Below are 23,852 nucleotides of genomic sequence, written 5' to 3' on the forward strand. Positions count from 1 at the left end.
AGTGCAAAGCTGACCGAAAGGTTAACTTTAAAGGTTTCCGGGCTCGCAGCAAACAACCAGTTACAAAAATTTGACTAAAGAATCAGAAAATCAATGCGACGTGGTACCGCAGCAGGCGGGCAGGCACTCGCAGGAGTGAGCCGCTCGCGATAGCGGAGTATCAGTCACCAGATGCGTGGCTGAACTGACGCTATCGCGAGCAGAGTATCTACAGGGATTTGTATTGGCTTCAGGAGTTGGAGCAGGAGGAAAAGAGGGGAATAGCCAAATTTCAGACACAAAAAACCCCGGTCTTTCGACCAGGGCCTTTGCTATCGAATCCGAATCAACCAAAGGCTGCTTTCGGCGCTTCAAGGCGTTCAGTGGTCCTTGAAACAGATATGGCGCAGCGGACGGGACTCGAACCCGCGACCCCCGGCGTGACAGGCCGGTATTCTAACCGACTGAACTACCGCTGCGTATCGCTTTGAGCTTGCGCTCAAGTAACTCGTTTTGATTGAAAGCTTCGGTGCTTTGCAATCGCGAACCAGACATTGTCTGACTCGTAAAATATGGCGCAGCGGACGGGACTCGAACCCGCGACCCCCGGCGTGACAGGCCGGTATTCTAACCGACTGAACTACCGCTGCGCGTCGGTGCAGGCACTTTCAGCCTACCTTCTTGCTTTCGCAAGTCACTCGGAAGTGGTGGGTGATGACGGGATCGAACCGCCGACATTCTGCTTGTAAGGCAGACGCTCTCCCAGCTGAGCTAATCACCCGTTTGCATCTCCGAGGCCGCGAAATTTACGCAGGTAGCGAACCTAAGTCAATAGCAGGATTGAAGTTTTTCTGAAAAAGACAAAATTGAGTCAATCCCGGAAAAAAGTATCAACCTTGAAACCGCTATCGCAAGCAGGCTCACTCCTACAGGATCGCGGCTTCGCCTCTTAGTCCGTATAAATCATCTTTTTCGTCATGCCGCCATCGACGACGAATTCCTGCCCGGTGACAAACCCGGCATTTCTCGACAGCAGCCACGCCACCATCGCCGCGACATCCTCGACCGTCCCCACCCTGCCCGCCGGATGCTGGGCATGATCGGTATCAGCCAGAGGCTCGGCCCGCCGCGCCGACGGATCACGCGCATCAATCCAGCCCGGACTGACCGCGTTCACACGAATTTCCGGCCCGAGGCTGATCGCCAGCGCATGCGTCAGCGCCAATAGCCCGCCCTTGCTCGCCGCATAGGCCTCGGTATCCGGCTCGGACTGCCCCGCCCGGGTCGAGGCCAGATTGACGATCGAGCCGTTATGCGCACGCAGATAGGGCGCGCAATGCTTGGCCAGCAGCATCGGCCCACTGAGGTTCACCGCCAGCACCCGATTCCAGTAAGCCAGATCAAGGCTTTCCAGGGTGATGTTGTGCGGATCAGCCACCGCCGCGTTGCACACCAGCGCGTCGAGACGACCAAACTGCCCCAGCACCTCGGCCACGCCGAGTGCGACCTGACTCTCCTCCGCGACATCCATGGCGATAAACCAGGCGTTCTCACCAAGCACCTTCGCCACTTTCGAACCGCGCACCCGATCCAGGTCGGTCAGCACCACTTGCCAGCCTTCGCTGATCAGCCAGGCCGCAATGCCCAGGCCAATCCCGCGCGCAGCACCGGTGACCAGCGCCACGCGACCATGAGTACCCGCTGTCGGCGTGGACAACTCGATCACAGCGCCGCCAGACCGCGCGCCAGGTCGGCCTGCAGGTCGGCGACATCTTCCAGACCGACCGCAATGCGGATCAGGCTGTCACGAATCCCCGCGGCTTCACGCTCCTGCGGCGCCAGACGGCCGTGAGAGGTCGTGCTCGGATGAGTAATGGTGGTTTTGCTGTCGCCGAGGTTGGCCGTGATCGAAATCAATCGGGTCGCGTCGATAAAGCGCCAGGCACCTTCTTTGCCACCCTTGACCTCGAAACTCACCACCGCACCAAAGCCCTTCTGCTGACGCTGGGCCAGTTCGTGCTGCGGATGGCTTCTGAGCCCGGCGTAATGGACTTTCTCGACACCCTCCTGTTGCTCCAGCCATTCGGCCAGTTGCTGGGCGTTGGCGCAGTGCGCCTTCATCCGCAGATTCAGGGTTTCCAGGCCTTTGAGGAAGATCCACGCGTTGAACGGGCTCAGGGTCGGCCCGGCGGTGCGCAGGAAGCCAACCACCTCTTTCATTTGCTCGCTGCGACCGGCCACCACCCCGCCCATGCAACGGCCCTGGCCGTCGATGAACTTGGTCGCCGAGTGCACGACAATGTCCGCCCCCATTTTCAGCGGCTGCTGCAGCGCAGGCGTGCAGAAGCAGTTGTCGACCACCAGCATTGCGCCTTTGGCGTGCGCGATTTCCGCCAGCGCGGGGATGTCGACCAACTCGGCCAACGGGTTGGAGGGCGACTCGACAAAGAGCAGCCTGGTGTTGGACTTGATCGCCGCATCCCAGGCCGACAGGTCAGCCAAAGGCACGTAATCGACTTCCACACCGAAACGCTTGAAGTACTTCTCGAACAGGCTGATGGTCGAACCGAACACACTGCGCGAAACCAGCACATGATCACCGGCACTGCACAGGCTCATCACCACCGCCATGATCGCGGCCATGCCGGTTGCGGTCGCAACGGCCTGCTCGGCGCTTTCCAGCGCGGCAATGCGCTCTTCGAACGCGCGCACGGTCGGGTTGGTGTAACGCGAGTAAACGTTGCCCGGCACTTCCCCGGCAAACCGCGCGGCCGCGTCGGCGGCGGTGCGGAACACGTAGCTGGACGTGAAGAACATCGGATCACCGTGTTCGCCTTCCGGCGTGCGGTGCTGACCGGCACGTACGGCCAGGGTGTCGAACGCTACGCCTTCGAGGTCGCTGTCCAGCCGACCGGCATCCCATTCCTGACTCATGCTGTCACTCCTTGCCCTGTTCTTGAAAATTGAAAGTCAGATACAAAACCGGCCCCTCAGGGCCGGTAGAAACTCAGTTGTTGTACAGATCAATGATCGCACTGACTGCCTGGGTCTTGACCTTGGAGGCATCGTTGCGCGCCTGCTCGATCTTGTTCAGGTAAGCCTCGTCGACGTCGCCGGTGACGTACTTGCCGTCGAACACCGCGCAATCGAAGTGCTCGATCTTGATCTTGCCGCCGCCGACCGCTTCGATCAAGTCAGGCAGGTCCTGATAGATCAGCCAGTCAGCGCCGATCAGATCCGCCACGTCCTGGGTCGAACGGTTGTGGGCGATCAGCTCGTGAGCGCTTGGCATGTCGATGCCATACACGTTCGGGAAGCGTACTGCCGGCGCCGCCGAGCAGAAGTAGACGTTTTTCGCGCCGGCTTCACGGGCCATCTGGATGATCTGCTTGCAGGTGGTGCCGCGCACGATCGAGTCGTCGACCAGCATCACATTCTTGCCGCGGAATTCCAGCTCGATGGCGTTGAGCTTCTGGCGAACCGACTTCTTGCGAGCCGCCTGGCCCGGCATGATGAAGGTGCGACCGATGTAACGGTTCTTGACGAAACCTTCACGGAATTTCACGCCCAGGTGGTTGGCCAGCTCCAGCGCAGCAGTACGGCTGGTGTCCGGAATCGGGATGACCACGTCGATGTCGTGCTCTGGACGCTCGCGCAGGATCTTCTCGGCAAGCTTCTCGCCCATGCGCAGACGGGCCTTGTACACAGACACGCCGTCGATGATCGAGTCCGGGCGCGCCAGGTAGACGTGTTCAAAGATGCACGGGGTCAGGGACGGGTTGGTCGCACATTGACGGGTGTGCAGCTTGCCGTCTTCAGTGATGTAGACCGCTTCGCCCGGGGCGAGGTCGCGAATCAGGGTGAAACCGAGCACGTCCAGCGAAACGCTTTCGGACGCGATCATGTACTCGACGCCTTCGTCGGTGTGACGCTGGCCGAACACGATCGGGCGAATGCCGTGCGGATCGCGGAAACCGACGATGCCGTAACCGGTCACCATCGCCACGACGGCGTAACCACCCACGCAACGGTTATGCACGTCGGTCACGGCGGCAAACACGTCTTCTTCGGTCGGCTGCAGCTTGCCGCGCTGGGCCAGCTCGTGGGCGAACACGTTCAGCAGCACTTCCGAGTCGGAACTGGTGTTGACGTGACGCAGGTCGGATTCGTAGATCTCTTTGGCCAACTGCTCAACGTTGGTCAGGTTACCGTTATGCGCCAGGGTAATGCCGTAAGGCGAGTTGACGTAAAACGGCTGGGCTTCGGCCGAAGTCGAGCTGCCCGCAGTCGGGTAGCGGACGTGGCCGATACCCATATGGCCGACCAGACGCTGCATGTGACGTTGTTGAAACACGTCACGCACCAGGCCATTGTCCTTGCGCAGGAACAACCGGCCATCATGGCTGGTCACGATACCGGCAGCGTCCTGGCCGCGGTGCTGGAGCACGGTTAGCGCGTCATACAGCGCCTGATTGACGTTCGACTTACCGACGATACCGACGATGCCACACATGCGACGCAACCCCTACTTAATGGATCTGAACTGAACAACACTCACTGTGGCGTTTTGGCCGACGGCAAGAGTTGCTCCTTGAACGGAATATCAGCGGGTACGCTGATTCCGCTGGCAAGCCACTGACTGCTCCACCCGAGAATCAGGTTTTTGGACCAGTCGGCGACCAATAGAAACTTTGGCACGAGCTGTGATTCTTTCCACCACCCGTCCTGCTGTACCGGCCCCAGGCTCAACAGCCCGACTGCCACGACCACCAGCAACACACCACGCGCTGCGCCGAAGGCCATGCCGAGGAATCGGTCGGTCCCGGACAACCCGGTGACGCGAACCAACTCGCCGATAAGATAATTGATCATTGCGCCCACGATCAGTGTGGCGACAAACATGATGGCACAGCCCGCGATCACGCGAGCCGATGGGGTTTCGATGTATCCGGCGAGGTACTCGGACAGTGAGCCACCGAACATCCAGGCAACGACTCCTGCGATGATCCAGGTCACCAGCGATAATGCTTCCTTGACGAAGCCTCGGCTCAAACTGATCAAAGCGGAGATGGCGATGATTGCAACGATCGCCCAGTCAACCCAGGTAAATGGCACAGTGCAGCCTACAGACGGATAAGGCGGCGCATTTTAGCAGAGCGCATGCCTCTCGGTAAGCTGCGATTATCAGTGCATTTCAATCGAGGCGATAGTTTTTAACCGCGCTCGGGCTGGAAGCGCACGACAAAACCCTTGAGGTTCTGCTGACGACTCAACAGATCGCGCAGACGATCGGCTTCGGCACGCTCGATCAGCGGCCCGACGAACACCCGATTCTTGCCATCGGCAGAGCGGATGTAGGCGTTATAGCCTTGGCTGCGCAGGGTTTTCTGCAGGCTCTCGGCGCTGGCGCGGCTCGACAGGCTGGCCAGTTGCACCGACCAGCTCACCGACAGGCCGTTGGCATCGACGCGGCTTTGCGTGGTGTCAGGCTTGGCTGCAGGCGCCGGAATCGGCTTGGCCACCGCTGGCGGCGCAGCCGGTTTGGCGATGGCTATGGGAGCCGCCGGTACCGGTGCAGCCGGGGCAATCGGAGCAGCAGGCGCAGTCTCTTCTGCAACTTCTTCATCGGTTGGCACCGGTTCTTGCGGCAAGGCCTGCGGCTCCGGCACCGCCACCTGCTCCATTTGCACCTGCGGCATGGCAGATGCCTGCGGAGCGGCCGGCGCCTCGACGACCACCTGGCGCTGCTCATCCTGACGGGAAAACAGCATTGGCAGGAAAATCACCGCCAGCGCCACCAGCACCAGGGCGCCGACCATGCGCTGCTTGTACGCTTTATCCAGCAAAGCCATTTGCCGCTTCCTCCGTGGAGCGCCGGGCCAGCCATTCAAGGGCCTCGGCGACACAATAAAATGATCCGAACAACAGAATCTCGTCGTCGCCGGTTGCCACTGCGCATTGCCCTTCCAGGGCGGCGGCGACACTGTCGTAAGACGTGACGGATGCGCCAAGGTTCTGCAAGGCAGCGTGTAATTCAGCCACCGGGCGAGCACGTGGCGAATCCAGCGGCGCAACCGCCCAGTGCTCGACACTAGCACTCAATTCGCCGACAACACCATCCAGATCCTTGTCCGCCAGCAGCCCGAACACCGCCAGACGCTTGCCGACCGGCGGCCGGGAGGCCAGACGACGGGCCAGATATTCGGCGGCATGAGGGTTGTGCCCCACATCCAGCAATACATTCAGGCGCTTGCCATTCCATTCGAACGAGCGGCGATCCAGACGGCCAACCACACGAGTCGCCTCCAAGGCAGCCACGATCTGCCCGGCATCCCACGGCAGTCCGAGCAGCAGATACGCCTGCAACGCCAACGCTGCGTTTTCCATCGGCAGATCGAGCAAGGGCAAATCGCGCAACTCAACGACCCGGCCTTGCGCGTCGGTACCGCGCCACTGCCAGTGCTGATCGGTAACACCAAGATCGAAGTCTCGCCCACGCAGGAAGAACGGGCACGCCAGTTCGCGCGCCTTGTCGAGCAGCGGTTGCGGAGGATTGAGGTCGCCACACAGGGCAGGTTTGCCCTGACGGAAAATTCCGGCCTTTTCGAAGGCCACGGACTCGCGGGTGTCACCCAGATAATCGGCGTGGTCGACGCCGATACTGGTCACCAGCGCCATGTCGGCGTCCACCACGTTGACCGTGTCCAGACGCCCGCCCAGCCCTACTTCCAGGACCACCGCATCCAGCCCGGCCTGCTGAAACAGCCAGAACGCCGCCAGGGTGCCCATTTCGAAATAAGTCAGGGAAGTGTCGCCACGCCCCGCCTCAACGGCCGCGAAGGCTTCGCAGAGCTGGGCGTCAGTGGCTTCGACGCCATTGAGCTGCACCCGCTCGTTGTAACGCAGCAGGTGCGGGGAATTGTAGACACCAACGCTCAGACCCTGCGCCCGCAGCAATGAAGCCACGAACGCGCAGGTCGAACCCTTGCCGTTGGTGCCGGTGACCGTAATCACCCGAGGCGCCGGCTGGCCCAGCCCCATGCGGGACGCTACCTGTTGCGAACGTTCCAGCCCCATGTCGATGGCTGACGGATGCAACTGCTCAAGGTAGGCGAGCCACTCGCCAAGGGTGCGCTCGGTCATACGTTGGCAGGCACCGGCGGAACCACGATTGGCTCGACTGGAGCAGCGACGTAGGTCGGTGTCGGCTGGCCGGTCAGTTGCGCCAGCAGATTGCCCAGACGCGGACGCAGCTCACGACGATCAATGATCAGGTCGATGGCGCCGTGCTCCAGCAGGAACTCGCTGCGCTGGAAGCCTTCCGGCAGTTTTTCACGTACGGTCTGTTCGATTACACGCGGACCGGCGAAGCCGATCAGGGCTTTCGGCTCACCGACGATAACGTCGCCAAGCATTGCCAGACTGGCGGAAACCCCACCGTAGACCGGGTCAGTCAGTACCGAGATGAACGGAATACCTTCTTCGCGCAGACGTGCCAGCACGGCCGAGGTCTTCGCCATCTGCATCAGCGAGATCAGCGCTTCCTGCATGCGCGCACCGCCGGAAGCGGCGAAGCAGATCATCGGGCAACGGTGTTCCAGGGCGAAGTTGGCAGCGCGCACGAAGCGCTCACCGACGATGGCACCCATCGAGCCGCCCATGAAGCTGAATTCAAACGCCGAAACCACCACCGGCATACCCAGCAGGGTGCCGCTGACGGAGATCAACGCGTCTTTCTCGCCGGTCTGCTTCTGTGCAGCGACCAGACGGTCCTTGTACTTTTTGCCGTCGCGGAATTTCAGACGGTCAACCGGCTCCAGATCGGCGCCCAGTTCGTTGCGACCTTCGGCATCGAGGAAGATGTCGATGCGCGCACGTGCGCCGATGCGCATGTGATGGTTGCATTTCGGGCAAACGTCCAGGGTCTTTTCCAGCTCCGGACGATACAGCACAGCCTCGCAAGACGGGCATTTGTGCCACAGACCTTCCGGCACCGAGCTCTTCTTGACCTCGGAACGCATGATCGAAGGGATCAGTTTGTCTACTAACCAGTTGCTCATGCTTTCTTTCTCCAGTACCGGCGGCCCGAACGCTCTGGTTCGCAGCCCCGCGTATGCCCTTCAGCTAAATTCATATGTGTGGCGATGGTTGGTGGACCGCCACGGTCAGCGCGAAACATGACCTGCGTGCAACCCATAAACCCTCAGCCTCGCCTGCTTTGTGCAAGTGCATTGATGGACGGCGGCAGACTGCCAGCCGTCACATCAATATGGCGCTTTGCGTGCAGCGGCGATGAACGCCCGGATCTTCGCATGATCCTTGATACCCTTGCTCGCCTCTACCCCACCGCTGACGTCGACCGCGTAGGGCCTCACCCGGGCCACGGCGTCGGCGACGTTTTCCGGCGTCAGGCCGCCCGCCAGAATCAGTGGTTTGCTCAAATCCGGCGGAATCAGAGACCAGTCGAAGGCCTCACCGGTTCCGCCGGGCACACCCTCGACATAAGTGTCGAGCAGTACGCCACTGGCACCCGGGTAAGCAGCAACAGCTGCAGCAATGTCATCGCCGGCCTTGACTCGCAACGCCTTGATATAAGGCCGACGCCATTCTTCGCAGGCTTCAGCGTTTTCATCGCCATGGAACTGCAACAGGTCCAGCGGTACGGCGTCGAGGATTTCCCCCAGCTCGCAGCGACTGGCGTTGACGAACAGGCCGACGGTGGTCACGAATGGCGGCAGGGCGCGGATGATCGCCCTCGCCTGCTGCACGTTCACCGCTCGCGGACTCTTGGCATAAAACACGAAACCAATGGCGTCAGCCCCGGCTTCGACCGCTGCCAACGCATCCTCTATGCGGGTAATCCCGCAGATCTTGCTGCGAACGGCTGACATATCGAGAAAAACTCCGAGGCAAAATCCGGGAAAGTCCCGGATGGTAACAAAAGCGTTCGAGGGCGTCAGCCGTCAAGTTCGGAGAAACCCGTAAGGAAATGTGGCCCGACAAAACGTTCAGGCAACGGGAATTCGTCGTGGTACTCGACCTGCACCAGATAGAGGCCATACGGATGCGCGGTGACGCCGCCGGAACGGCGCTCGCGACTTTCCAGCACTTCCTTCATCCACTCCACCGGCCGCTCGCCGGCACCAATGGTCATCAAGACCCCGGCAATGTTGCGCACCATGTGATGGAGAAACGCATTGGCGCGGATGTCGAGCACGATCATCTTGCCGTGACGGGTGACGCGCAGGTGATGCATCTTCTTGATGGGCGACTTGGCCTGACACTGGCCGGCGCGGAACGCACTGAAATCATGAGTACCGATCAGGTACTGCGCCGCCTCGGCCATGCGCTCGACGTCGAGCGGACGGTGGTTCCAGGTGATTTCTTCGTTCAGATGCGCCGGGCGGATCTGATCGTTGTAGATCACATAACGGTAACGCCGGGCGATAGCCTTGAAGCGCGCATGGAAATGCGCCGGCATGACTTTGGCCCAGCTGACACTGATGTCATGGGGCAAATTGATGTTGGCCCCCATGACCCAGGCCTTCAGTGAACGCTCGACCGGCGTGTCGAAATGCACCACTTGCCCGCAGGCATGCACGCCGGCATCGGTGCGCCCGGCGCATTGCAGCGAAATCGGTGAATTGGCGACTTTCGACAGCGCTTTTTCGAGTTCTTCCTGAACCGTTGCCACACCCGTCAACTGACGCTGCCAGCCGCTGTAGCGCGAGCCTTTGTACTCAACGCCCAGCGCGACGCGGTAAAAGCCGTCGGGGGCCATTTCGGCGACCGGGTTATCTATGTTTGCCAAGGTGGGACAGCCTGCTGTTTGTGCAAAGGCGGGCATTATAAGGCTGTGGTTCAGGGATGCCAGAAGGTTCTCTGTCACCTCATCGGCCCGCATCGCTGGCAAGCCGGCTCCCACAGTTTCTCTGGCGTACGCAGAACCTGTGGGAGCCGGCTTGCCAGCCGTGACAATAACCAGGACAACACACATCCCGGCCCAAACAAAAACGGCAGCCTCACTGGGCTGCCGTTTTTTTTGTTTACCGCTGAACTTACGCCAGGTTCGACAGCATTTCCTTGGCCTCGCCACGCTGCTTCTCGTCACCCTCGGTCAACACTTCATTGAGGATGTCGCGCGCGCCGTCGTTGTCGCCCATGTCGATGTAGGCCTGAGCCAGATCGAGCTTGGTGGCCGCTTCGTCAGTGCCGGCGAGGAAGTCGAAGTCATCTTCGCCCAGATCGTCACCGATCGCCGCATCGGCTTCGGTGAAGGTCGGTTCGGCGATGCTTTGCGACAGGCGATCCAGCTCGGCGTTGACGTCGTCCAGCTCGGTTGCGAACGCATCGGGTTCGGCGGGCGGGTTGGTGTCCATTTCATCCGCCAGCGACAGGTCGAAATCGGCAGGCAACTCCAGATCATCCTGCGGCACGTCGGCAACGACCGGCGGCTCGACCGGTGCAAGATCCTTCACGCCTTCGTCCAGATCCAGCAAGAAGTCGTCATCAGCCAGAGCCGCCGGCGCCGGCTCGGCACCAAGGTCCAGATCCAGGTCGAAGTCCGACAGATCGTCCAGATTGTCTTTGATCTCGGTCTGCTGCTGCAGCACCGACTCAAAGCTCAGATCGTCGTCCGCCGGGAATTCGTCCAGCTCCACCGGCGCTTGCGGCTCAACCACTGGGGCTGGTGCTACCGGAGTGATGTTGTCGAGATCGTCCAGGCTCAGGTCGAACGCGCTGTCCAGATCGTCTTCCTGCGGTGCCGGAGCCGGCGCCTCAGGCTCATCGAGCAACAGGTCTTTGACGTATTGCGCGTCCAGCTCGGCGGCAACTGCCGCTGCCGCCAGACCGCTCGCCGCCACTACGGCCATAGCCGGAAAGCGGCTTTTCAGCTCTTCGACTTTGGCAAAGTTGTCGCCATTGGCCACCAGCTGTCGTTCTTGACCGACGAACGCATCGCGATCGCCCTGCTGACCGTAGACTTCCATCAGCTTCAGGCGCAAGTCACTGCGTTGCGGTTCGAGGCTGACACCCTCTTCCAGCAGTGCGGCTGCCTGATTCAGGCGACCGGCATTGATGTGCGACTGCGCCTTGTCCAGCACGTCATCCGAGCGCTCGGCGGCAGGGGCCACCAGCGGCGCGGCAATCGGCTCAGCCATCACCACTGGCGCCACCACCGGCGCCGGCGCTGGAGCCGGAGTGTTGAGCTTGACGCTTGCCGCCGGTACTTCCAGGCCTTCGAAGCTGCTCTCAGGCAGATCCTGCTCGGCGGAGAATTCCTGCTCTTCAGATAGCGCACGCGCCATGCGCATATGCTTTTCGGCTTCCTGCTGCGCTTTGCGACGACGCGCCAGCAGCAACAGCAAGAGCAACAGAACAACCGCACCACCGCCGACCAGACCCAACAGAATCGGATTAGTCAGCAGCTCGTTGAAGGTTTTCTCATCATCGACAACCGCAGGCTTGGGTTCGACAACCGGCTCAATCGGGGTCTCGACCGGTGGCGCAATGGCCGATTCCGGTGTAGGAGAAGCCGCCTCTGCCGGCGTCGCTGGCGGCGTCGCGGCCAGTTCGGCGGTGATCGCCGGGACGGCAGGTGCTGCAGGATTCGCGGCGGGCGCAGCGCCTGGCCCTTCGGCCTGCATCTTCGCCAGTTGATTGTTCTTCAGCTCGATCAGCTTTTGCAGCTTGTCCAGCTGACTTTGCAGATCGGTCATGCGGCTTTTCAGTTCTTCGTTGTCACGACGGGTCGTGTCGAGGCTTTCCTGAGTCACCGCCAGTTTGTTGCTCAGCGCCTTGGCATCGCCTGCCGGGCCTTTGCCGCGCCCCTTGGCGTTTTCGGCGGAGACCAGGCTCAGGTTGTCCTGGGCATTCTGAGCGGTGCCGGCATTGCCGCGACCACGCCTGGTGGCATCGAGCTGCTGCTGACCGGTGCCTGGCTTGGCCACATAACGACGGCCCTGACGCCAGGCTTCGTTCTGCGCGGCAACTTCAGCAATCGCCTTCGACTGTGGCAGCGCGGTGCTTTGCACCGAGTCCGGCAAACGCAGCACCTGACCGGTTTTCAGCCGGTTGATGTTGCCGTCGATAAACGCGTTCGGGTTGAGCGCCTGAATCGCCAGCATGGTCTGCTGCACTGAACCGCCAGTGCGCGCCTTTGCAGCAATTTCCCACAGGGTGTCGCGCGGCGTGGTGGTGTACTGAGTCGAATGGGTGGCACCGGTGGTCGGCGCAGTGATGGTCTGCGTCGGCGCCGGTTGCGCGGCGGCGTCAGCGGTCTGCGGCGAGAACTTCGATGGATCCAGCAGCACGCTGTAATCGCGCAGCAGACGGCCGTTCGGCCACATCACCTGCACGAGGAATTTCACCATCGGTTCCGACAACGGCTTGCTCGAGGTCACGCGCAGCACGCTTTTGCCGCTGGCGTTGAGCACCGGAGTGAACGTCAGGTCATTGAGGAAGGCCTGACGGTCAACGCCGGCCTTGGCGAAGTCTTCAGGAGACGCCAGGCTCGGCACCACTTCGGCAGCGGTGAGATCCTTGACGTCGAGCAACTCGATCTCGGCCACCAGCGGCTGGTTCAGGGTCGACTTCAGGGTCAGCTCCCCGAGCCCGAGGGCATGCGCCATACCGGAGGACAGCGCCGAGGCGGCCGCTATTGCTAACACCAGTTTGCGAACTTGAACCATAGCCTCATCCTTTGTTTGAACGTTCCTCGGCCAGCGAGAAGATGTTGATTGCCGCTGCCGTAAGGCATTGCGCGCGACGACGACAGACTGCCGCGCGCGATCATTTCTTTGATGCCCCGGAAAGTCCCGGAGGGTGACACGTTATCAAGTGCTCCGGGCAAGCATAGCGCTCACCTAGAATCAGTCGACAAATTGTTGCCAAGTATCTTTTACAGCAGGTCTTTTATCAACAATTCAGCGACCTGCACAGCATTCAGGGCGGCGCCTTTGCGTACGTTATCTGACGTCAGCCACAGATTAAGTTCCGCCGGGTCATCGACACCAGTACGCACGCGACCGACATAGACAACATCCTGCCCCACCGCGTCACCCACTGCGGTCGGATAATCGCCGGCTTCGACAAGCTCAATACCCGGTGCGTCTTCCAGTGCCGCGTTGACCTTTTCCAGGTCGACCGCGCTCGATGACTGCAAGGTCACGCTATAGCTATCGCCAAAAAACACCGGGGCTTGAACGCAAGTTGCGGAAATCTTTAATAAAGGCTGCGCCAGCACCTGACGCAACTCGCGCACCAGACGTTTTTCCAGCAGCGTATGGCCTTGAGCATCGGGCGTGCCGACCTGAGCCAGCAGGTTGAAGGCCATTTGCCGGTCGAAGAAAGTCGGCTCCAGCGGACGCATGTTCAATAGTTCAGCGGTCTGCCGGGCCAGCTCGGTGACGGCTTCGCGACCTTGCGCGGAAACGGCCAGATTGGCGGTGACGTTGACGTATTGCAGGTCGAGCAGGTCGAGCAGCGGCGCCAGCACCACGGCCAGCGTCGTCGCCGACGGGCTTGGGCTGCTGACCTGGAACGGCGCTTTCAGGCCGGCGATCACCTCGGCGTTGGCTTCCGGCACCACTTGCGGCGCCTGCTCGGCCGGCAATGCGCCGGACAGGTCGATCAGCGAGCAACCAGCCGCGTGGGCACGTGCCACGTAGCTCAGGGAGATGGCCGGGCCGGCGGCGAAGAACACCAGTTTGACCTTGCTGAAATCGAACTCGTCGACTTCACGCACGCGCACGTTCTTGTTGCGGAACAGCACCGAGCTGCCAGCGGATTCGCTGCTGGCCAGCAAGTGCAGGTTGCCGACCGGGAAGTCGCGCTCTTCGAGAATCTGTACGAGGGTTTCGCCGACAGTACCGGTGGCGCCGACGACGGCAATATCAAGGGTCTGGGTCATGGTTCTACCTCTGGCGAAACGGGGGGAGCGGCACTTTACCGGGTGACTGGCGCACAGGCAATTTCTGCAGGATTTGTGGCGACTGCGCCTGCCCCTTCGCGAGCAAGCTCGCTCCCACAGGGGAATGCATTTCAAGGTGGGAGCGAGCTTGCTCGCGAAGGCGACAGAACATACACCCGAGAAACCTCAGGTATAAAAAAACCCGCACCTCTCACAAGGCACGGGTTCTTTCATTGCTTCAAGCGATCAACGCTCCAGCAGGATCCGCAGCATGCGACGCAGCGGTTCGGCCGCGCCCCACAGCAGTTGGTCGCCGACGGTGAAGGCACCGACGAATTGCGAACCCATGTTCAGCTTGCGCAGACGCCCCACCGGCACATTCAGGGTGCCGGTGACCTTGGTCGGGCTCAGCTCCTGCATGCTGATCTCACGCTGGTTCGGCACCAGTTTGACCCAAGGGTTGTGCTGGCTGATCAGCCCTTCGATGTCGGCGATCGGTACGTCTTTGTTCAGCTTGATGGTCAGCGCCTGGCTGTGGCAACGCATGGCGCCGATGCGCACGCAGATGCCATCGACCGGGATCGGGCTCTTGAAGCGGCCGAGGATCTTGTTGGTCTCGGCCTGGGCCTTCCACTCTTCGCGGCTCTGGCCGTTCGGCAGTTCCTTGTCGATCCACGGGATCAGGCTGCCGGCCAGCGGTACGCCGAAGTTTTCGGTCGGGTACGCGTCGCTGCGCATGGCTTCGGCCACACGACGGTCGATGTCGAGGATCGCGCTGGCCGGATCGGCCAGTTGATCGGCCACCGCCGCGTGGGTTGCGCCCATCTGCTTGATCAGTTCACGCATGTTCTGCGCGCCGGCCCCGGAGGCCGCCTGATAAGTCATGGCGCTCATCCACTCGACCAGACCGGCTTCGAACAGACCGCCCAGACCCATCAGCATCAGACTGACGGTGCAGTTGCCGCCGATGTAGTTCTTGGTGCCCGCGTCCAGTTGCTGGTCGATGACCTTGCGGTTGACCGGATCGAGAATGATCACGGCGTCATCGTTCATGCGCAGGCTCGAGGCCGCGTCGATCCAGTAACCCTGCCAGCCGGCTTCGCGCAGCTTCGGGAACACTTCGCTGGTGTAGTCGCCGCCCTGGCAGGTCAGGATCACGTCGAGGGTCTTCAGCTCGTCAATGCTGTAAGCGTCCTTGAGCGGAGCAATGTCCTTGCCCACGGACGGGCCTTGGCCACCGACGTTGGAAGTGGTGAAAAACACCGGCTCGATTAGATCGAAATCCTGCTCTTCCAGCATCCGCTGCATGAGCACGGAACCGACCATCCCGCGCCAACCGATCAGACCTACACGTTTCATCGCAACTACACCTTCTTGAAAAGTGGGCCGCTGCTTTGTATTGAATTTCGCAGCGGGCCCGAGAGATTACAGATTCCGCAGCGCGGCGACTACTGCGTCGCCCATTTCCTGCGTACCGACTTTGGTGCAACCGGCCGAATAGATGTCGCCAGTGCGCAGGCCTTGATCCAGCACCACGCTGACGGCTTTCTCGATGGCATCGGCCGCGTCATGCAGATTGAAGCTGTAACGCAGCATCATCGACACCGACAGAATGGTCGCCAGCGGGTTGGCGATACCTTTGCCGGCGATGTCCGGGGCCGAACCGTGGCAAGGCTCGTACATGCCCTTGTTGTTCGAATCCAGCGAGGCCGACGGCAGCATGCCGATCGAACCGGTGAGCATCGACGCTTCGTCGGACAGGATGTCGCCGAACATGTTGTCGGTGACGATCACGTCGAACTGCTTCGGTGCGCGCACCAGCTGCATGGCGGCGTTATCGACGTACATGTGGCTCAGTTCGACTTCCGGGTAATCCTTGGCCACTTGCTCGACCACTTCGCGCCACAGTTGGCTGGACGCCAGTACGTTGGCCTTGTCCACCGAGCACAGTTTCTTGCCGCGCACCATGGCCATGTCGAACCCGACGCGGGCGATGCGGCGGATTTCGCTTTCGCTGTACGGCAGGGTGTCGTAGGACTGACGCTCGCCGTTTTCCAGGGTACGGGTGCCACGCGGCGCGCCGAAGTAGATGCCGCCGGTCAGTTCACGGACGATCAGGATGTCCAGACCGGCAACGATTTCCGGCTTCAGGCTCGAAGCGTCGGCCAGTTGCGGGTACAGAATCGCCGGACGCAGGTTGCCGAACAGGCCCAGTTGCGCACGGATTTTCAGCAGACCTCGCTCCGGGCGGATGTCACGCTCGATGGTGTCCCATTTCGGGCCGCCCACCGCGCCCAGCAGCACGGCGTCGGCAGCACGGGCACGGTCGAGGGTTTCGTCGGCCAGCGGCACGCCGTGCTGGTCGATGGCGGCGCCACCGATCACGTCATGGCTCAGCTCGAAGCCCAGGCTGTACTTGTCGTTGGCCAATTCCAGAACCTTGACCGCTTCGGCCATGATTTCCGGACCAATACCGTCACCTGGGAGAATCAGAATCTGCTTGCTCATGCTTTCCTCGTGTCTTCAGTCGGTGCGTCTCTAACTGACGCGCCCGGAAAAATTCTTAACGCTCGGCGATCAGCACAATCACATCTGTACTGAACGAGCCGTCAGCATCAATCTCAAAATATTCGTGTACTTCACTGCCCATCGACTGCTGCAACTGGCGGATCGCCGCGCGCATCACGTCGGGTGTGCGCATGCGCTCGACCCAACTGCTGTACTCCAGACGCAGGCGCTGACGGGTGGTGCTGCGGGTATGCAGCCGCGCCTCGCTGACCTGCCGCAACCACTCGCCGGCGGAATAATCGCGCACATGGCTGGTGTCGCGCAGCACTTCGACGCTCTGCAGGTAAGTGTCGAACAACGGGCTGCCCGGTGACAACACGTCAACGAATGCCGCCACACCGCCCGGCTTCAGTACCCGACGCACTTCACGCAGGGCCACGCCGAGGTCGCTCCAATGGTGCGCCGAATAACGGCTGAACACGAAGTCGAACTCGCCATCGGCAAACGGCAGACGCTCGGCGGCGCCGTTGACCGTGGCAATGTTGGCGAAACCGCGATCCACAGCCGCAGCGGCGACCACGTCGAGCATCTGCTGCGACAGGTCGTAGGCCACCACTTCTTTCACCAGTGGCGCCACATGAAAACTCACATGACCGGCGCCGCACCCCAGATCCAGCACCCGCGCCTCGCCCTGCCCCGCCAGCTCAGCCTGTAGCAGCGCGAATTCGGTGCCTTGCGCGTGAACGGCGCTGCTCAGGTAGGCGGCGGCCTGTTCACCGAATTGCTTCTGTACGACCTGAGAGTGTTGGGCGGTGCTGGTCATGGTCACATCCTTCTGGGTTTTAGCCTTGTATTGCCTGGACTAACGCCTTCGCGAGCAAGCTCGCTCCCACACTTGAAATGCATTCCCCTGTGGGAGCGAGCTTGCTCGCGAAGAGGCCAGCCTGAACTGCATCAATTCAAAACTTGCTTATGCGTCGCGGAACAACCACGGCTGACTAACCCGATGCTTGGCTTCGAATGCCGCAATCGCATCGCCGTCCTGCAAGGTCAAACCGATATCGTCCAGACCGTTCAACAGGCAATGCTTGCGAAACGCGTCGATCTCAAAGTTGTAAACCTTGCCGTCCGGACGGGTTACGGTCTGCGCCTGCAGGTCGATCTGCAATTGATAGCCCGGCTCAGCCTCCACCTGCTTGAACAATTCATCGACTTCAGCGTCGCTCAAGATGATCGGCAGCAAGCCGTTCTTGAAACTGTTGTTGAAGAAGATGTCGGCGTAGCTCGGCGCGATAATGCTGCGGAAACCGTATTCTTCCAGCGCCCACGGCGCGTGTTCACGGCTGGAGCCGCAACCGAAGTTCTCGCGGGCCAGCAACACGCTGGCGCCTTGATAACGCTCGGCGTTGAGCACGAACTCCTTGTTCAACGGGCGCTTGGAGTTGTCCTGATACGGCTGGCCGACATCCAGGTAACGCCACTCGTCGAACAGGTTCGGACCGAAACCGGTGCGCTTGATCGACTTCAGAAACTGCTTGGGGATGATCTGGTCGGTGTCGACGTTGGCACGATCCAGAGGCGCGACAAGACCAGTGTGCTGGGTAAAAGCTTTCATGCTGCGCTCTCCTTCAGATCAATTCACGAACGTCGATGAAACGACCGTTCACCGCCGCCGCAGCGGCCATGGCCGGGCTCACGAGGTGGGTACGACCACCGGCGCCCTGACGGCCTTCGAAGTTGCGGTTGGAGGTCGAGGCGCAATGCTCGCCGGACTCCAGACGGTCCGGGTTCATTGCCAGGCACATCGAGCAACCCGGCTCGCGCCATTCGAAACCGGCCTCGAGGAAAATCTTGTCCAGACCTTCGGCCTCAGCCTGGGCCTTCACCAGACCCGAGCCCGGCACCACGATCGCCTGCTTGATGGTCGATGCCACTTTGCGGCCCTTGGCGATGACCGCAGCAGCGCGCAGGTCTTCGATGCGCGAGTTGGTGCAGGAGCCGATGAATACGCGATCCAGTTGTATGTCGGTGATCGCCTGATTGGCGCTCAACCCCATGTACTTCAAGGCGCGGACGATCGAGTCACGCTTGACCAGATCCATTTCCTTGGCAGGATCCGGCACGTTCTGGTCAACCGCCAAAACCATCTCAGGCGAAGTGCCCCAGCTGACTTGCGGCTTGATTTGCGCGGCGTCCAGCTCGACCACGGTGTCGAATTTGGCGTCAGCATCGGACACCAGATCTTTCCAGGCTTCGACCGCCATGTCCCATTCGGCGCCTTTCGGGGCGAAGGGACGACCTTTCACGTAATCGACGGTCTTTTGATCCGCCGCCACCAGGCCCACACGGGCGCCGGCTTCGATGGACATGTTGCAGATGGTCATGCGGCCTTCGACAGACAGGTCGCGGATCGCGCTGCCGGCGAATTCGATGGCATGGCCGTTACCGCCGGCGGTGCCGATCTTGCCGATCACCGCGAGGACGATGTCCTTGGCGGTCACGCCGAACGGCAATTGCCCTTCAACGCGGACCAGCATGTTCTTCATTTTCTTGGCGACCAGGCACTGGGTGGCGAGCACGTGCTCAACTTCGGAGGTGCCGATGCCGTGGGCCAGCGCGCCGAACGCACCGTGGGTCGAGGTGTGCGAATCGCCGCAGACCACGGTCATGCCCGGCAAGGTCGCGCCCTGCTCCGGGCTGATCACGTGGACGATGCCTTGGCGCACGTCGTTCATCTTGAACTCGACGATGCCGTATTCATCACAGTTGTCATCGAGGGTCTGCACCTGCAAACGCGAGACTTGGTCGGCAATCGCTTCAATCCCGCCCTTGCGTTCCGGGGTCGTCGGTACGTTGTGGTCCGGGGTCGCGATGTTGGCATCAATGCGCCAAGGCTTGCGCCCGGCCAGACGCAGGCCTTCGAAAGCTTGCGGCGAAGTCACTTCGTGGATGATGTGACGATCTATATAGATCAACGCCGAGCCATCGTCGCGCTGCTTGACCAAATGCGAATCCCAGAGCTTGTCGTAGAGCGTTTTGCCGGCCATCAGACGGTTCCTCATCAGCTTGTTTCTATGCCTTGGGCTTATCAATAACCCTTTGGCTTGTGAGGCCGATCCTATGGGGTTACATTAAATAACTCAAATTCATATTTTTTATGCTTTGGATAACCAACTGGAATACGAATCATGGATCTGGCCAACCTCAATGCTTTTATCGCGATCGCCGAGACGGGCAGCTTCTCTGGCGCCGGCGAACGCCTGCATCTGACGCAGCCGGCGATCAGTAAACGCATCGCCGGCCTGGAGCAGCAATTGAAGGTGCGCCTGTTCGACCGCCTGGGCCGCGAAGTAGGCCTGACTGAGGCCGGCCGCGCCCTGCTGCCACGGGCTTATCAGATTCTCAACGTGCTGGACGACACCCGCCGCGCCCTGACCAACCTCACCGGCGAAGTCAGCGGGCGCCTGACCCTGGCCACCAGTCACCACATCGGTTTGCACCGTTTGCCGCCGCTTTTGCGGGAATTTACTCGTCGCTACCCACAGGTGGCGCTGGATATTCAGTTCCTCGATTCGGAAGTGGCCTACGAAGAAATTCTCCATGGCCGTGCAGAACTGGCGGTCATCACCCTGGCGCCGGAACCGCACGCGCTGGTCAAAGCCACGCCGGTGTGGGACGACCCGCTGGATTTCGTGGTCGCCCCGGAGCATTCATTGATCGGCAACGGCCCGGTCAGCCTGGCCGACATTGCCGGTCATCCGGCGGTTTTCCCCGGCGGCAACACCTTTACTCACCATATTGTCCAACGCTTGTTCGAAGCCCAGGGACTGACGCCGAATATCGCCATGAGCACCAACTATCTGGAAACCATCAAAATGATGGTCTCGATCGGCCTGGCGTGGAGTGTTTTGCCGCGCACCATGCTCGATGAGCAGGTGGCGAGCATCGCTTTGCCGGGCATACAGCTCAGTCGCCAGCTAGGCTATATCCTGCACACCGAACGGACGCTATCGAATGCAGCAAGAGCCTTTATGGCCTTGCTGGATGCTCAAGTCGATCTGCCAGGGACTTAAGGCCAACTTGTGTTACTCCGAGAGAGCCGCTGCCCCTGTGCCTAACGCCAACATCAGCTCAAGGCCCGTTAACAATGCCGAAATCTGTTGACCGAATTCCGCCGATGCCGCGCATTCAAGCGATTGACCCGCGTCATTCCGAGCAGAGCTGGGAGAGTGCGCCGCAATTGCTCGCTGCCCTCAACGGCGCGCGGCTCGGTGCCTGGTACTGGGACATCGAGCGCGGGCAGATCAGTTGGTCGCGGGGCACTCAGGCATTGTTCGGCTTCGATCCACGGCAACCGCTGCCGGAAGATCTGGAATACCTCGATCTACTGCCTCCGGAAGACCGCGCGAAAACCGTGCGCGCCTTCCACGCGGTGATTGCCGGCGCACCACTGGAACAGGCGATGCACCACCGCATTCGCTGGCCGGACGGCAGCCTGCACTGGCTGGAGATCAGTGGCAGCCTGCTGCCGGACAAACACGGCCGCCCCCGAATGATCGGGGTGATTCGCGAAATCACCCACCAGCGTCAACGCGAACAGGCTTTGAGCAGCTCGGAGAAACGTTTCGCCACACTCTTTCACCTATGCCCGAACATGGTGTTGCTGACGCGCCAGGAAGACGGCCTGATCAGTGAAGCCAACCAGTATTTCGAAAGCCTGTTCGGCTGGCCGGTGCAGACCGCCATCGGCCGCACCACCCTGGAACTGGGCCTGTGGGTGCACCCTGAACAACGCGCCGAACTGGTGAAGAAAACCAAGGCCAAGGGCGAACTGATCAGCATGGAAGTGCAGTTTCGCGCCAGCAACGGTCAGGTGCATGACGGCATTCTCAGTGCGCAAAAGGTCGAACTCGAAGGCCAGCCCTATCTGCTCAGCACGTTCCTCGACACCACCGAGCGCAAAGCCGCCGAACTGGCACTGAAGGACAGTCAGGAACGCCTCGACCTGGCGCTGGATTCCGCGCAACTCGGTACCTGGGACTGGCACATCCCCAGCGGCATGCTTTACGGCTCGGCGCGTGCCGCGCAACTGCACGGGCTGGAGCCAAAACCGTTCCATGAATCTTTCGACGAGTTTTTCGAAGGCGTGCCCGGCCAAGAGCGCGACAGCATGCGCAATGCGTATCGCAGCCTGCGCGAAGGTCCGGCGGGCAACTATCAACTGACTTATCGCGTGCAACTGCCGGACGGCAGCTCACGATATCTGGAAAGCCGCGCCCGCCTCTACCGCGACGACAACGGCGCGCCGTTGCGCATGGCCGGGACGTTGCTGGACATCACCGATCAGGTCGAACGCGAACAGCGACTGGTGGCCTCGGAAGAGAAATTCGCCACGCTGTTCCAGGTCAGTCCCGACCCGATCTGTGTCACCCGCCAGGACAGCGGCGAATTCATCGAAATCAATAACAGTTTTACCCAGACTTTCGGCTGGAGCGCCGTCGACGTGATCGGCCATACCGCCGAAGAAATCGGCCTGTGGGACGCATCGGCGAAAAGCCTGCAGCGCATCGAGCGCGTGATTCGCGAACAGGGGCTGAGCAATGTCGCGATCATCGTCCAGCACAAGGACGGCCAGTCGCTGACCTGCGTGATTTCCAGCCGGCAGATCAGCGTTGGCGATCAGCCGTGCATCGTCACCACGTTGCGCGACATCACCCAGCAACAGCGTTCGGAAGCCGCACTCAAGGCCAGCGAAGAGAAATTCGCCAAGGCGTTCCACTCCAGCCCCGACGCGATCACCATCACCGAGCGCGACACCGGGCGTTATCTGGAGGTCAACGACGGTTTCTGCCGCCTGACCGGCTATCGCGCGGACGAAGTGGTGGGCAAGACCGTGTATCAGGTCGGCATCTGGGCCGAGGAGAAACAGCGCTCGGCGTTGCTCGCCGAGCTGCAGATCAAGGGCCGCGTGCATCATCAGGAAATGCTCGGGCGCAACAAGCGCGGTGAGTTGCTCACCGTCGAGGTTTCAGTCGAGCCGATCACCCTGAATGAAACCGCGTGCCTGCTGCTGACAGCCCGTGACGTCAGCTTGCTGAAAAACGCCGAGGCCCAGATTCGTCATCTGGCGTATCACGATCCGCTGACCAACCTGCCCAACCGCGCGCTGTTGATGGATCGCCTGAGCCAGCAGATTGCCCTGCTCAAACGCCACAACCTGCGCGGCGCGCTGCTTTTTCTCGACCTCGATCACTTCAAGCACATCAACGATTCCCTCGGCCACCCGGTCGGCGACACGGTGCTGAAGATCATCACCGCGCGACTCGAAGCCAGCGTGCGCATGGAAGATACCGTCGCGCGTCTGGGCGGTGATGAGTTCGTGGTGCTGCTCAGTGGTCTGGAGGGCACACGCAACGAGGTCAGCACCCAGGTGCGGGAACTGGCCGACACCATCCGCGAACTGCTGTCGGAACCGATGTTCCTCGACGGCCAGCGCCTGCAAGTGACGCCGAGTATCGGCGTGGCGTTGATTCCCGACCACGGCTCGACCCCGACCGACTTGCTCAAACGCGCCGACATCGCGCTGTACCGGGCCAAGGATTCCGGGCGCAACACCACGCAGATGTATCACAACACCATGCAGAAAGCCGCCAGCGAACGGTTGCGCATGGAGACCGACTTGCGTCTGGCGCTGTCGCGCGGCGAATTCAACGTGCACTTCCAGCCGCAGGTCGACGCCCGGGACAACCGCATCATCGGCGCTGAAGCGCTGGTGCGCTGGCACCACCCGGAGCTGGGCACACAATCGCCGACCGAGTTCATCAAAGTGCTGGAGGACAGCGGCCTGATTCTCGAAGTCGGCACCTGGATCCTCGACGAAGCCTGTGACGCGTTCAAAGAGCTGATCGCGCTGAAACTGGTCGACCCGCTGAATTTCAGCCTGTGCGTGAACATCAGCCCGCGACAGTTCCGCCAGAACGATTTCGTCGAACGCATCGAACACAGCATGTCCAGTCATGGCCTGCCGTGCTCGCTGTTGAAACTGGAGATCACCGAAGGCATCGTCATCCAGAATCTGGAAGACACCATCAGCAAGATGCGCCGCCTGAAAAAACTCGGGGTGAGCTTCGCCATGGACGATTTCGGCACCGGCTATTCGTCGCTGACCTACCTCAAGCGCTTGCCGGTGGACACGCTGAAAATCGATCAGTCGTTTATTCGCGATGCAACCACCGACCCGAACGACGCCGAGATCATTCGCGCGATCGTCGCCATGGCGCGCAGCCTGGAGCTGGAGGTGATCGCCGAAGGCGTGGAAACTCCGGAGCAACTGGCGTTCCTGCAAGGTCTGGGTTGCCATTTGTATCAAGGCTATCTGCACAGTCGGCCGATGGCGCTGGAGGCGCTGAAAGGGCTGCTGCCCTGAAGCAGGCAACGGCGCAGGCTGCAACAG

Annotated in this window: 18 protein-coding genes and 3 tRNA genes; 2 read left to right on the plus strand and 19 right to left on the minus strand. The window is 61.0% G+C overall.

Annotated elements, in window-relative coordinates:
* Positions 1-381: 381 nt before the first annotated feature.
* From K5Y35_RS25475 to leuC, 19 genes are all read right to left on the minus strand, one after another.
* Positions 382-458, minus strand: a tRNA-Asp gene (locus tag K5Y35_RS25475).
* 94 nt (positions 459-552) lie between these two features.
* A tRNA-Asp gene (locus K5Y35_RS25480) sits at positions 553-629 on the minus strand.
* Between the two features lie 55 nt (positions 630-684).
* Positions 685-760: transfer RNA gene (locus K5Y35_RS25485), tRNA-Val, on the minus strand.
* Between the two features lie 168 nt (positions 761-928).
* The gene (locus K5Y35_RS25490) at positions 929-1,705 is read right to left on the minus strand and encodes an SDR family oxidoreductase (RefSeq protein ID WP_123463399.1); all 777 of its coding nucleotides are present in this window, start codon (positions 1,703-1,705) and stop codon (positions 929-931) included.
* Positions 1,702-2,913 carry an O-succinylhomoserine sulfhydrylase gene (locus tag K5Y35_RS25495; RefSeq protein ID WP_222833278.1) on the minus strand — a complete coding sequence of 404 codons (1,212 nt, stop codon included), beginning with the start codon at positions 2,911-2,913 and terminating at the stop codon, positions 1,702-1,704. Before K5Y35_RS25495 ends, K5Y35_RS25490 begins: the two co-directional genes overlap by 4 nt.
* Before the next feature lie 73 nt (positions 2,914-2,986).
* Positions 2,987-4,492, minus strand: a complete 1,506-nt coding sequence (gene purF, locus K5Y35_RS25500; protein ID WP_016773943.1) for an amidophosphoribosyltransferase — start codon at positions 4,490-4,492, stop codon at positions 2,987-2,989.
* Between the two features lie 41 nt (positions 4,493-4,533).
* The gene (locus tag K5Y35_RS25505; protein ID WP_007913461.1) at positions 4,534-5,094 is read right to left on the minus strand and encodes a CvpA family protein; all 561 of its coding nucleotides are present in this window, start codon (positions 5,092-5,094) and stop codon (positions 4,534-4,536) included.
* Positions 5,095-5,192: 98 nt separating this feature from the next.
* A complete protein-coding gene (locus K5Y35_RS25510) occupies positions 5,193-5,831 on the minus strand; it encodes an SPOR domain-containing protein (protein ID WP_222833279.1) in 639 nt (212 codons plus the stop codon).
* Positions 5,815-7,122, minus strand: coding sequence for a bifunctional tetrahydrofolate synthase/dihydrofolate synthase (folC, locus tag K5Y35_RS25515; protein ID WP_222833280.1), 1,308 nt, complete (start codon positions 7,120-7,122; stop codon positions 5,815-5,817). The genes K5Y35_RS25510 and folC overlap by 17 nt, the downstream gene beginning before the upstream one ends.
* The gene (gene accD, locus K5Y35_RS25520) at positions 7,119-8,039 is read right to left on the minus strand and encodes an acetyl-CoA carboxylase, carboxyltransferase subunit beta (RefSeq protein ID WP_222833281.1); all 921 of its coding nucleotides are present in this window, start codon (positions 8,037-8,039) and stop codon (positions 7,119-7,121) included. Before accD ends, folC begins: the two co-directional genes overlap by 4 nt.
* 204 nt (positions 8,040-8,243) lie before the next feature.
* Positions 8,244-8,870 (minus strand): phosphoribosylanthranilate isomerase, encoded by a 627-nt coding sequence (locus K5Y35_RS25525; protein WP_123463408.1) that lies wholly within the window; start codon positions 8,868-8,870, stop codon positions 8,244-8,246.
* Positions 8,871-8,935: 65 nt separating this feature from the next.
* A complete protein-coding gene (gene truA / locus K5Y35_RS25530) occupies positions 8,936-9,760 on the minus strand; it encodes a tRNA pseudouridine(38-40) synthase TruA (protein ID WP_177490526.1) in 825 nt (274 codons plus the stop codon).
* 277 nt (positions 9,761-10,037) lie between these two features.
* On the minus strand, positions 10,038-12,671 hold the full coding sequence (locus tag K5Y35_RS25535) for a FimV/HubP family polar landmark protein (RefSeq protein WP_222833282.1): 2,634 nt from the start codon (positions 12,669-12,671) through the stop codon (positions 10,038-10,040).
* Between the two features lie 209 nt (positions 12,672-12,880).
* Positions 12,881-13,891, minus strand: coding sequence for an aspartate-semialdehyde dehydrogenase (locus K5Y35_RS25540; RefSeq protein WP_222833283.1), 1,011 nt, complete (start codon positions 13,889-13,891; stop codon positions 12,881-12,883).
* A gap of 246 nt (positions 13,892-14,137) precedes the next feature.
* Positions 14,138-15,250, minus strand: a complete 1,113-nt coding sequence (asd, locus tag K5Y35_RS25545) for an aspartate-semialdehyde dehydrogenase (protein ID WP_064363920.1) — start codon at positions 15,248-15,250, stop codon at positions 14,138-14,140.
* Positions 15,251-15,316: 66 nt separating this feature from the next.
* Positions 15,317-16,399 (minus strand): 3-isopropylmalate dehydrogenase, encoded by a 1,083-nt coding sequence (gene leuB / locus K5Y35_RS25550; RefSeq protein ID WP_123463416.1) that lies wholly within the window; start codon positions 16,397-16,399, stop codon positions 15,317-15,319.
* Between the two features lie 55 nt (positions 16,400-16,454).
* Positions 16,455-17,222, minus strand: a complete 768-nt coding sequence (locus tag K5Y35_RS25555; RefSeq protein WP_222833284.1) for a class I SAM-dependent methyltransferase — start codon at positions 17,220-17,222, stop codon at positions 16,455-16,457.
* A gap of 147 nt (positions 17,223-17,369) precedes the next feature.
* Positions 17,370-18,014 carry a 3-isopropylmalate dehydratase small subunit gene (leuD, locus tag K5Y35_RS25560; protein ID WP_123463419.1) on the minus strand — a complete coding sequence of 215 codons (645 nt, stop codon included), beginning with the start codon at positions 18,012-18,014 and terminating at the stop codon, positions 17,370-17,372.
* Positions 18,015-18,027: 13 nt separating this feature from the next.
* Positions 18,028-19,446: a 3-isopropylmalate dehydratase large subunit gene (gene leuC, locus K5Y35_RS25565; protein ID WP_123463421.1), complete on the minus strand. Its 1,419-nt coding sequence runs from the start codon at positions 19,444-19,446 to the stop codon at positions 18,028-18,030.
* Positions 19,447-19,587: 141 nt separating this feature from the next.
* On the opposite strand from leuC, the gene K5Y35_RS25570 reads away from it, so the two are divergent.
* Entirely contained in the window at positions 19,588-20,472 is an 885-nt protein-coding gene (locus K5Y35_RS25570; RefSeq protein ID WP_123463423.1) for a LysR family transcriptional regulator, read from the plus strand.
* Between the two features lie 74 nt (positions 20,473-20,546).
* Positions 20,547-23,825 carry a PAS domain S-box protein gene (locus K5Y35_RS25575; RefSeq protein ID WP_222833285.1) on the plus strand — a complete coding sequence of 1,093 codons (3,279 nt, stop codon included), beginning with the start codon at positions 20,547-20,549 and terminating at the stop codon, positions 23,823-23,825.
* Positions 23,826-23,852 lie beyond the last annotated feature (27 nt).

Origin of the sequence: Pseudomonas sp. SC3(2021), assembly GCF_019856535.1 — a bacterium.
GTDB lineage: Bacteria > Pseudomonadota > Gammaproteobacteria > Pseudomonadales > Pseudomonadaceae > Aquipseudomonas > Aquipseudomonas monsensis.

Bases quoted from the DNA above. Each gene is read 5' to 3' on its own strand.
- leuD (WP_123463419.1), bottom strand. From the start codon at position 18,014: ATGAAAGCTTTTACCCAGCACACTGGTCTTGTCGCGCCTCTGGATCGT.
- leuC (WP_123463421.1), bottom strand. From the start codon at position 19,446: ATGGCCGGCAAAACGCTCTACGACAAGCTCTGGGATTCGCATTTGGTC.
- K5Y35_RS25540 (WP_222833283.1), bottom strand. From the start codon at position 13,891: ATGACCCAGACCCTTGATATTGCCGTCGTCGGCGCCACCGGTACTGTC.
- truA (WP_177490526.1), bottom strand. From the start codon at position 9,760: ATGGCCCCCGACGGCTTTTACCGCGTCGCGCTGGGCGTTGAGTACAAA.
- purF (WP_016773943.1), bottom strand. From the start codon at position 4,492: ATGTGTGGCATCGTCGGTATCGTCGGTAAGTCGAACGTCAATCAGGCG.
- accD (WP_222833281.1), bottom strand. From the start codon at position 8,039: ATGAGCAACTGGTTAGTAGACAAACTGATCCCTTCGATCATGCGTTCC.
- K5Y35_RS25555 (WP_222833284.1), bottom strand. From the start codon at position 17,222: ATGACCAGCACCGCCCAACACTCTCAGGTCGTACAGAAGCAATTCGGT.
- K5Y35_RS25525 (WP_123463408.1), bottom strand. From the start codon at position 8,870: ATGTCAGCCGTTCGCAGCAAGATCTGCGGGATTACCCGCATAGAGGAT.
- asd (WP_064363920.1), bottom strand. From the start codon at position 15,250: ATGAAACGTGTAGGTCTGATCGGTTGGCGCGGGATGGTCGGTTCCGTG.
- K5Y35_RS25510 (WP_222833279.1), bottom strand. From the start codon at position 5,831: ATGGCTTTGCTGGATAAAGCGTACAAGCAGCGCATGGTCGGCGCCCTG.
- K5Y35_RS25570 (WP_123463423.1), top strand. From the start codon at position 19,588: ATGGATCTGGCCAACCTCAATGCTTTTATCGCGATCGCCGAGACGGGC.
- K5Y35_RS25575 (WP_222833285.1), top strand. From the start codon at position 20,547: ATGCCGAAATCTGTTGACCGAATTCCGCCGATGCCGCGCATTCAAGCG.
- folC (WP_222833280.1), bottom strand. From the start codon at position 7,122: ATGACCGAGCGCACCCTTGGCGAGTGGCTCGCCTACCTTGAGCAGTTG.
- K5Y35_RS25535 (WP_222833282.1), bottom strand. From the start codon at position 12,671: ATGGTTCAAGTTCGCAAACTGGTGTTAGCAATAGCGGCCGCCTCGGCG.
- K5Y35_RS25495 (WP_222833278.1), bottom strand. From the start codon at position 2,913: ATGAGTCAGGAATGGGATGCCGGTCGGCTGGACAGCGACCTCGAAGGC.
- leuB (WP_123463416.1), bottom strand. From the start codon at position 16,399: ATGAGCAAGCAGATTCTGATTCTCCCAGGTGACGGTATTGGTCCGGAA.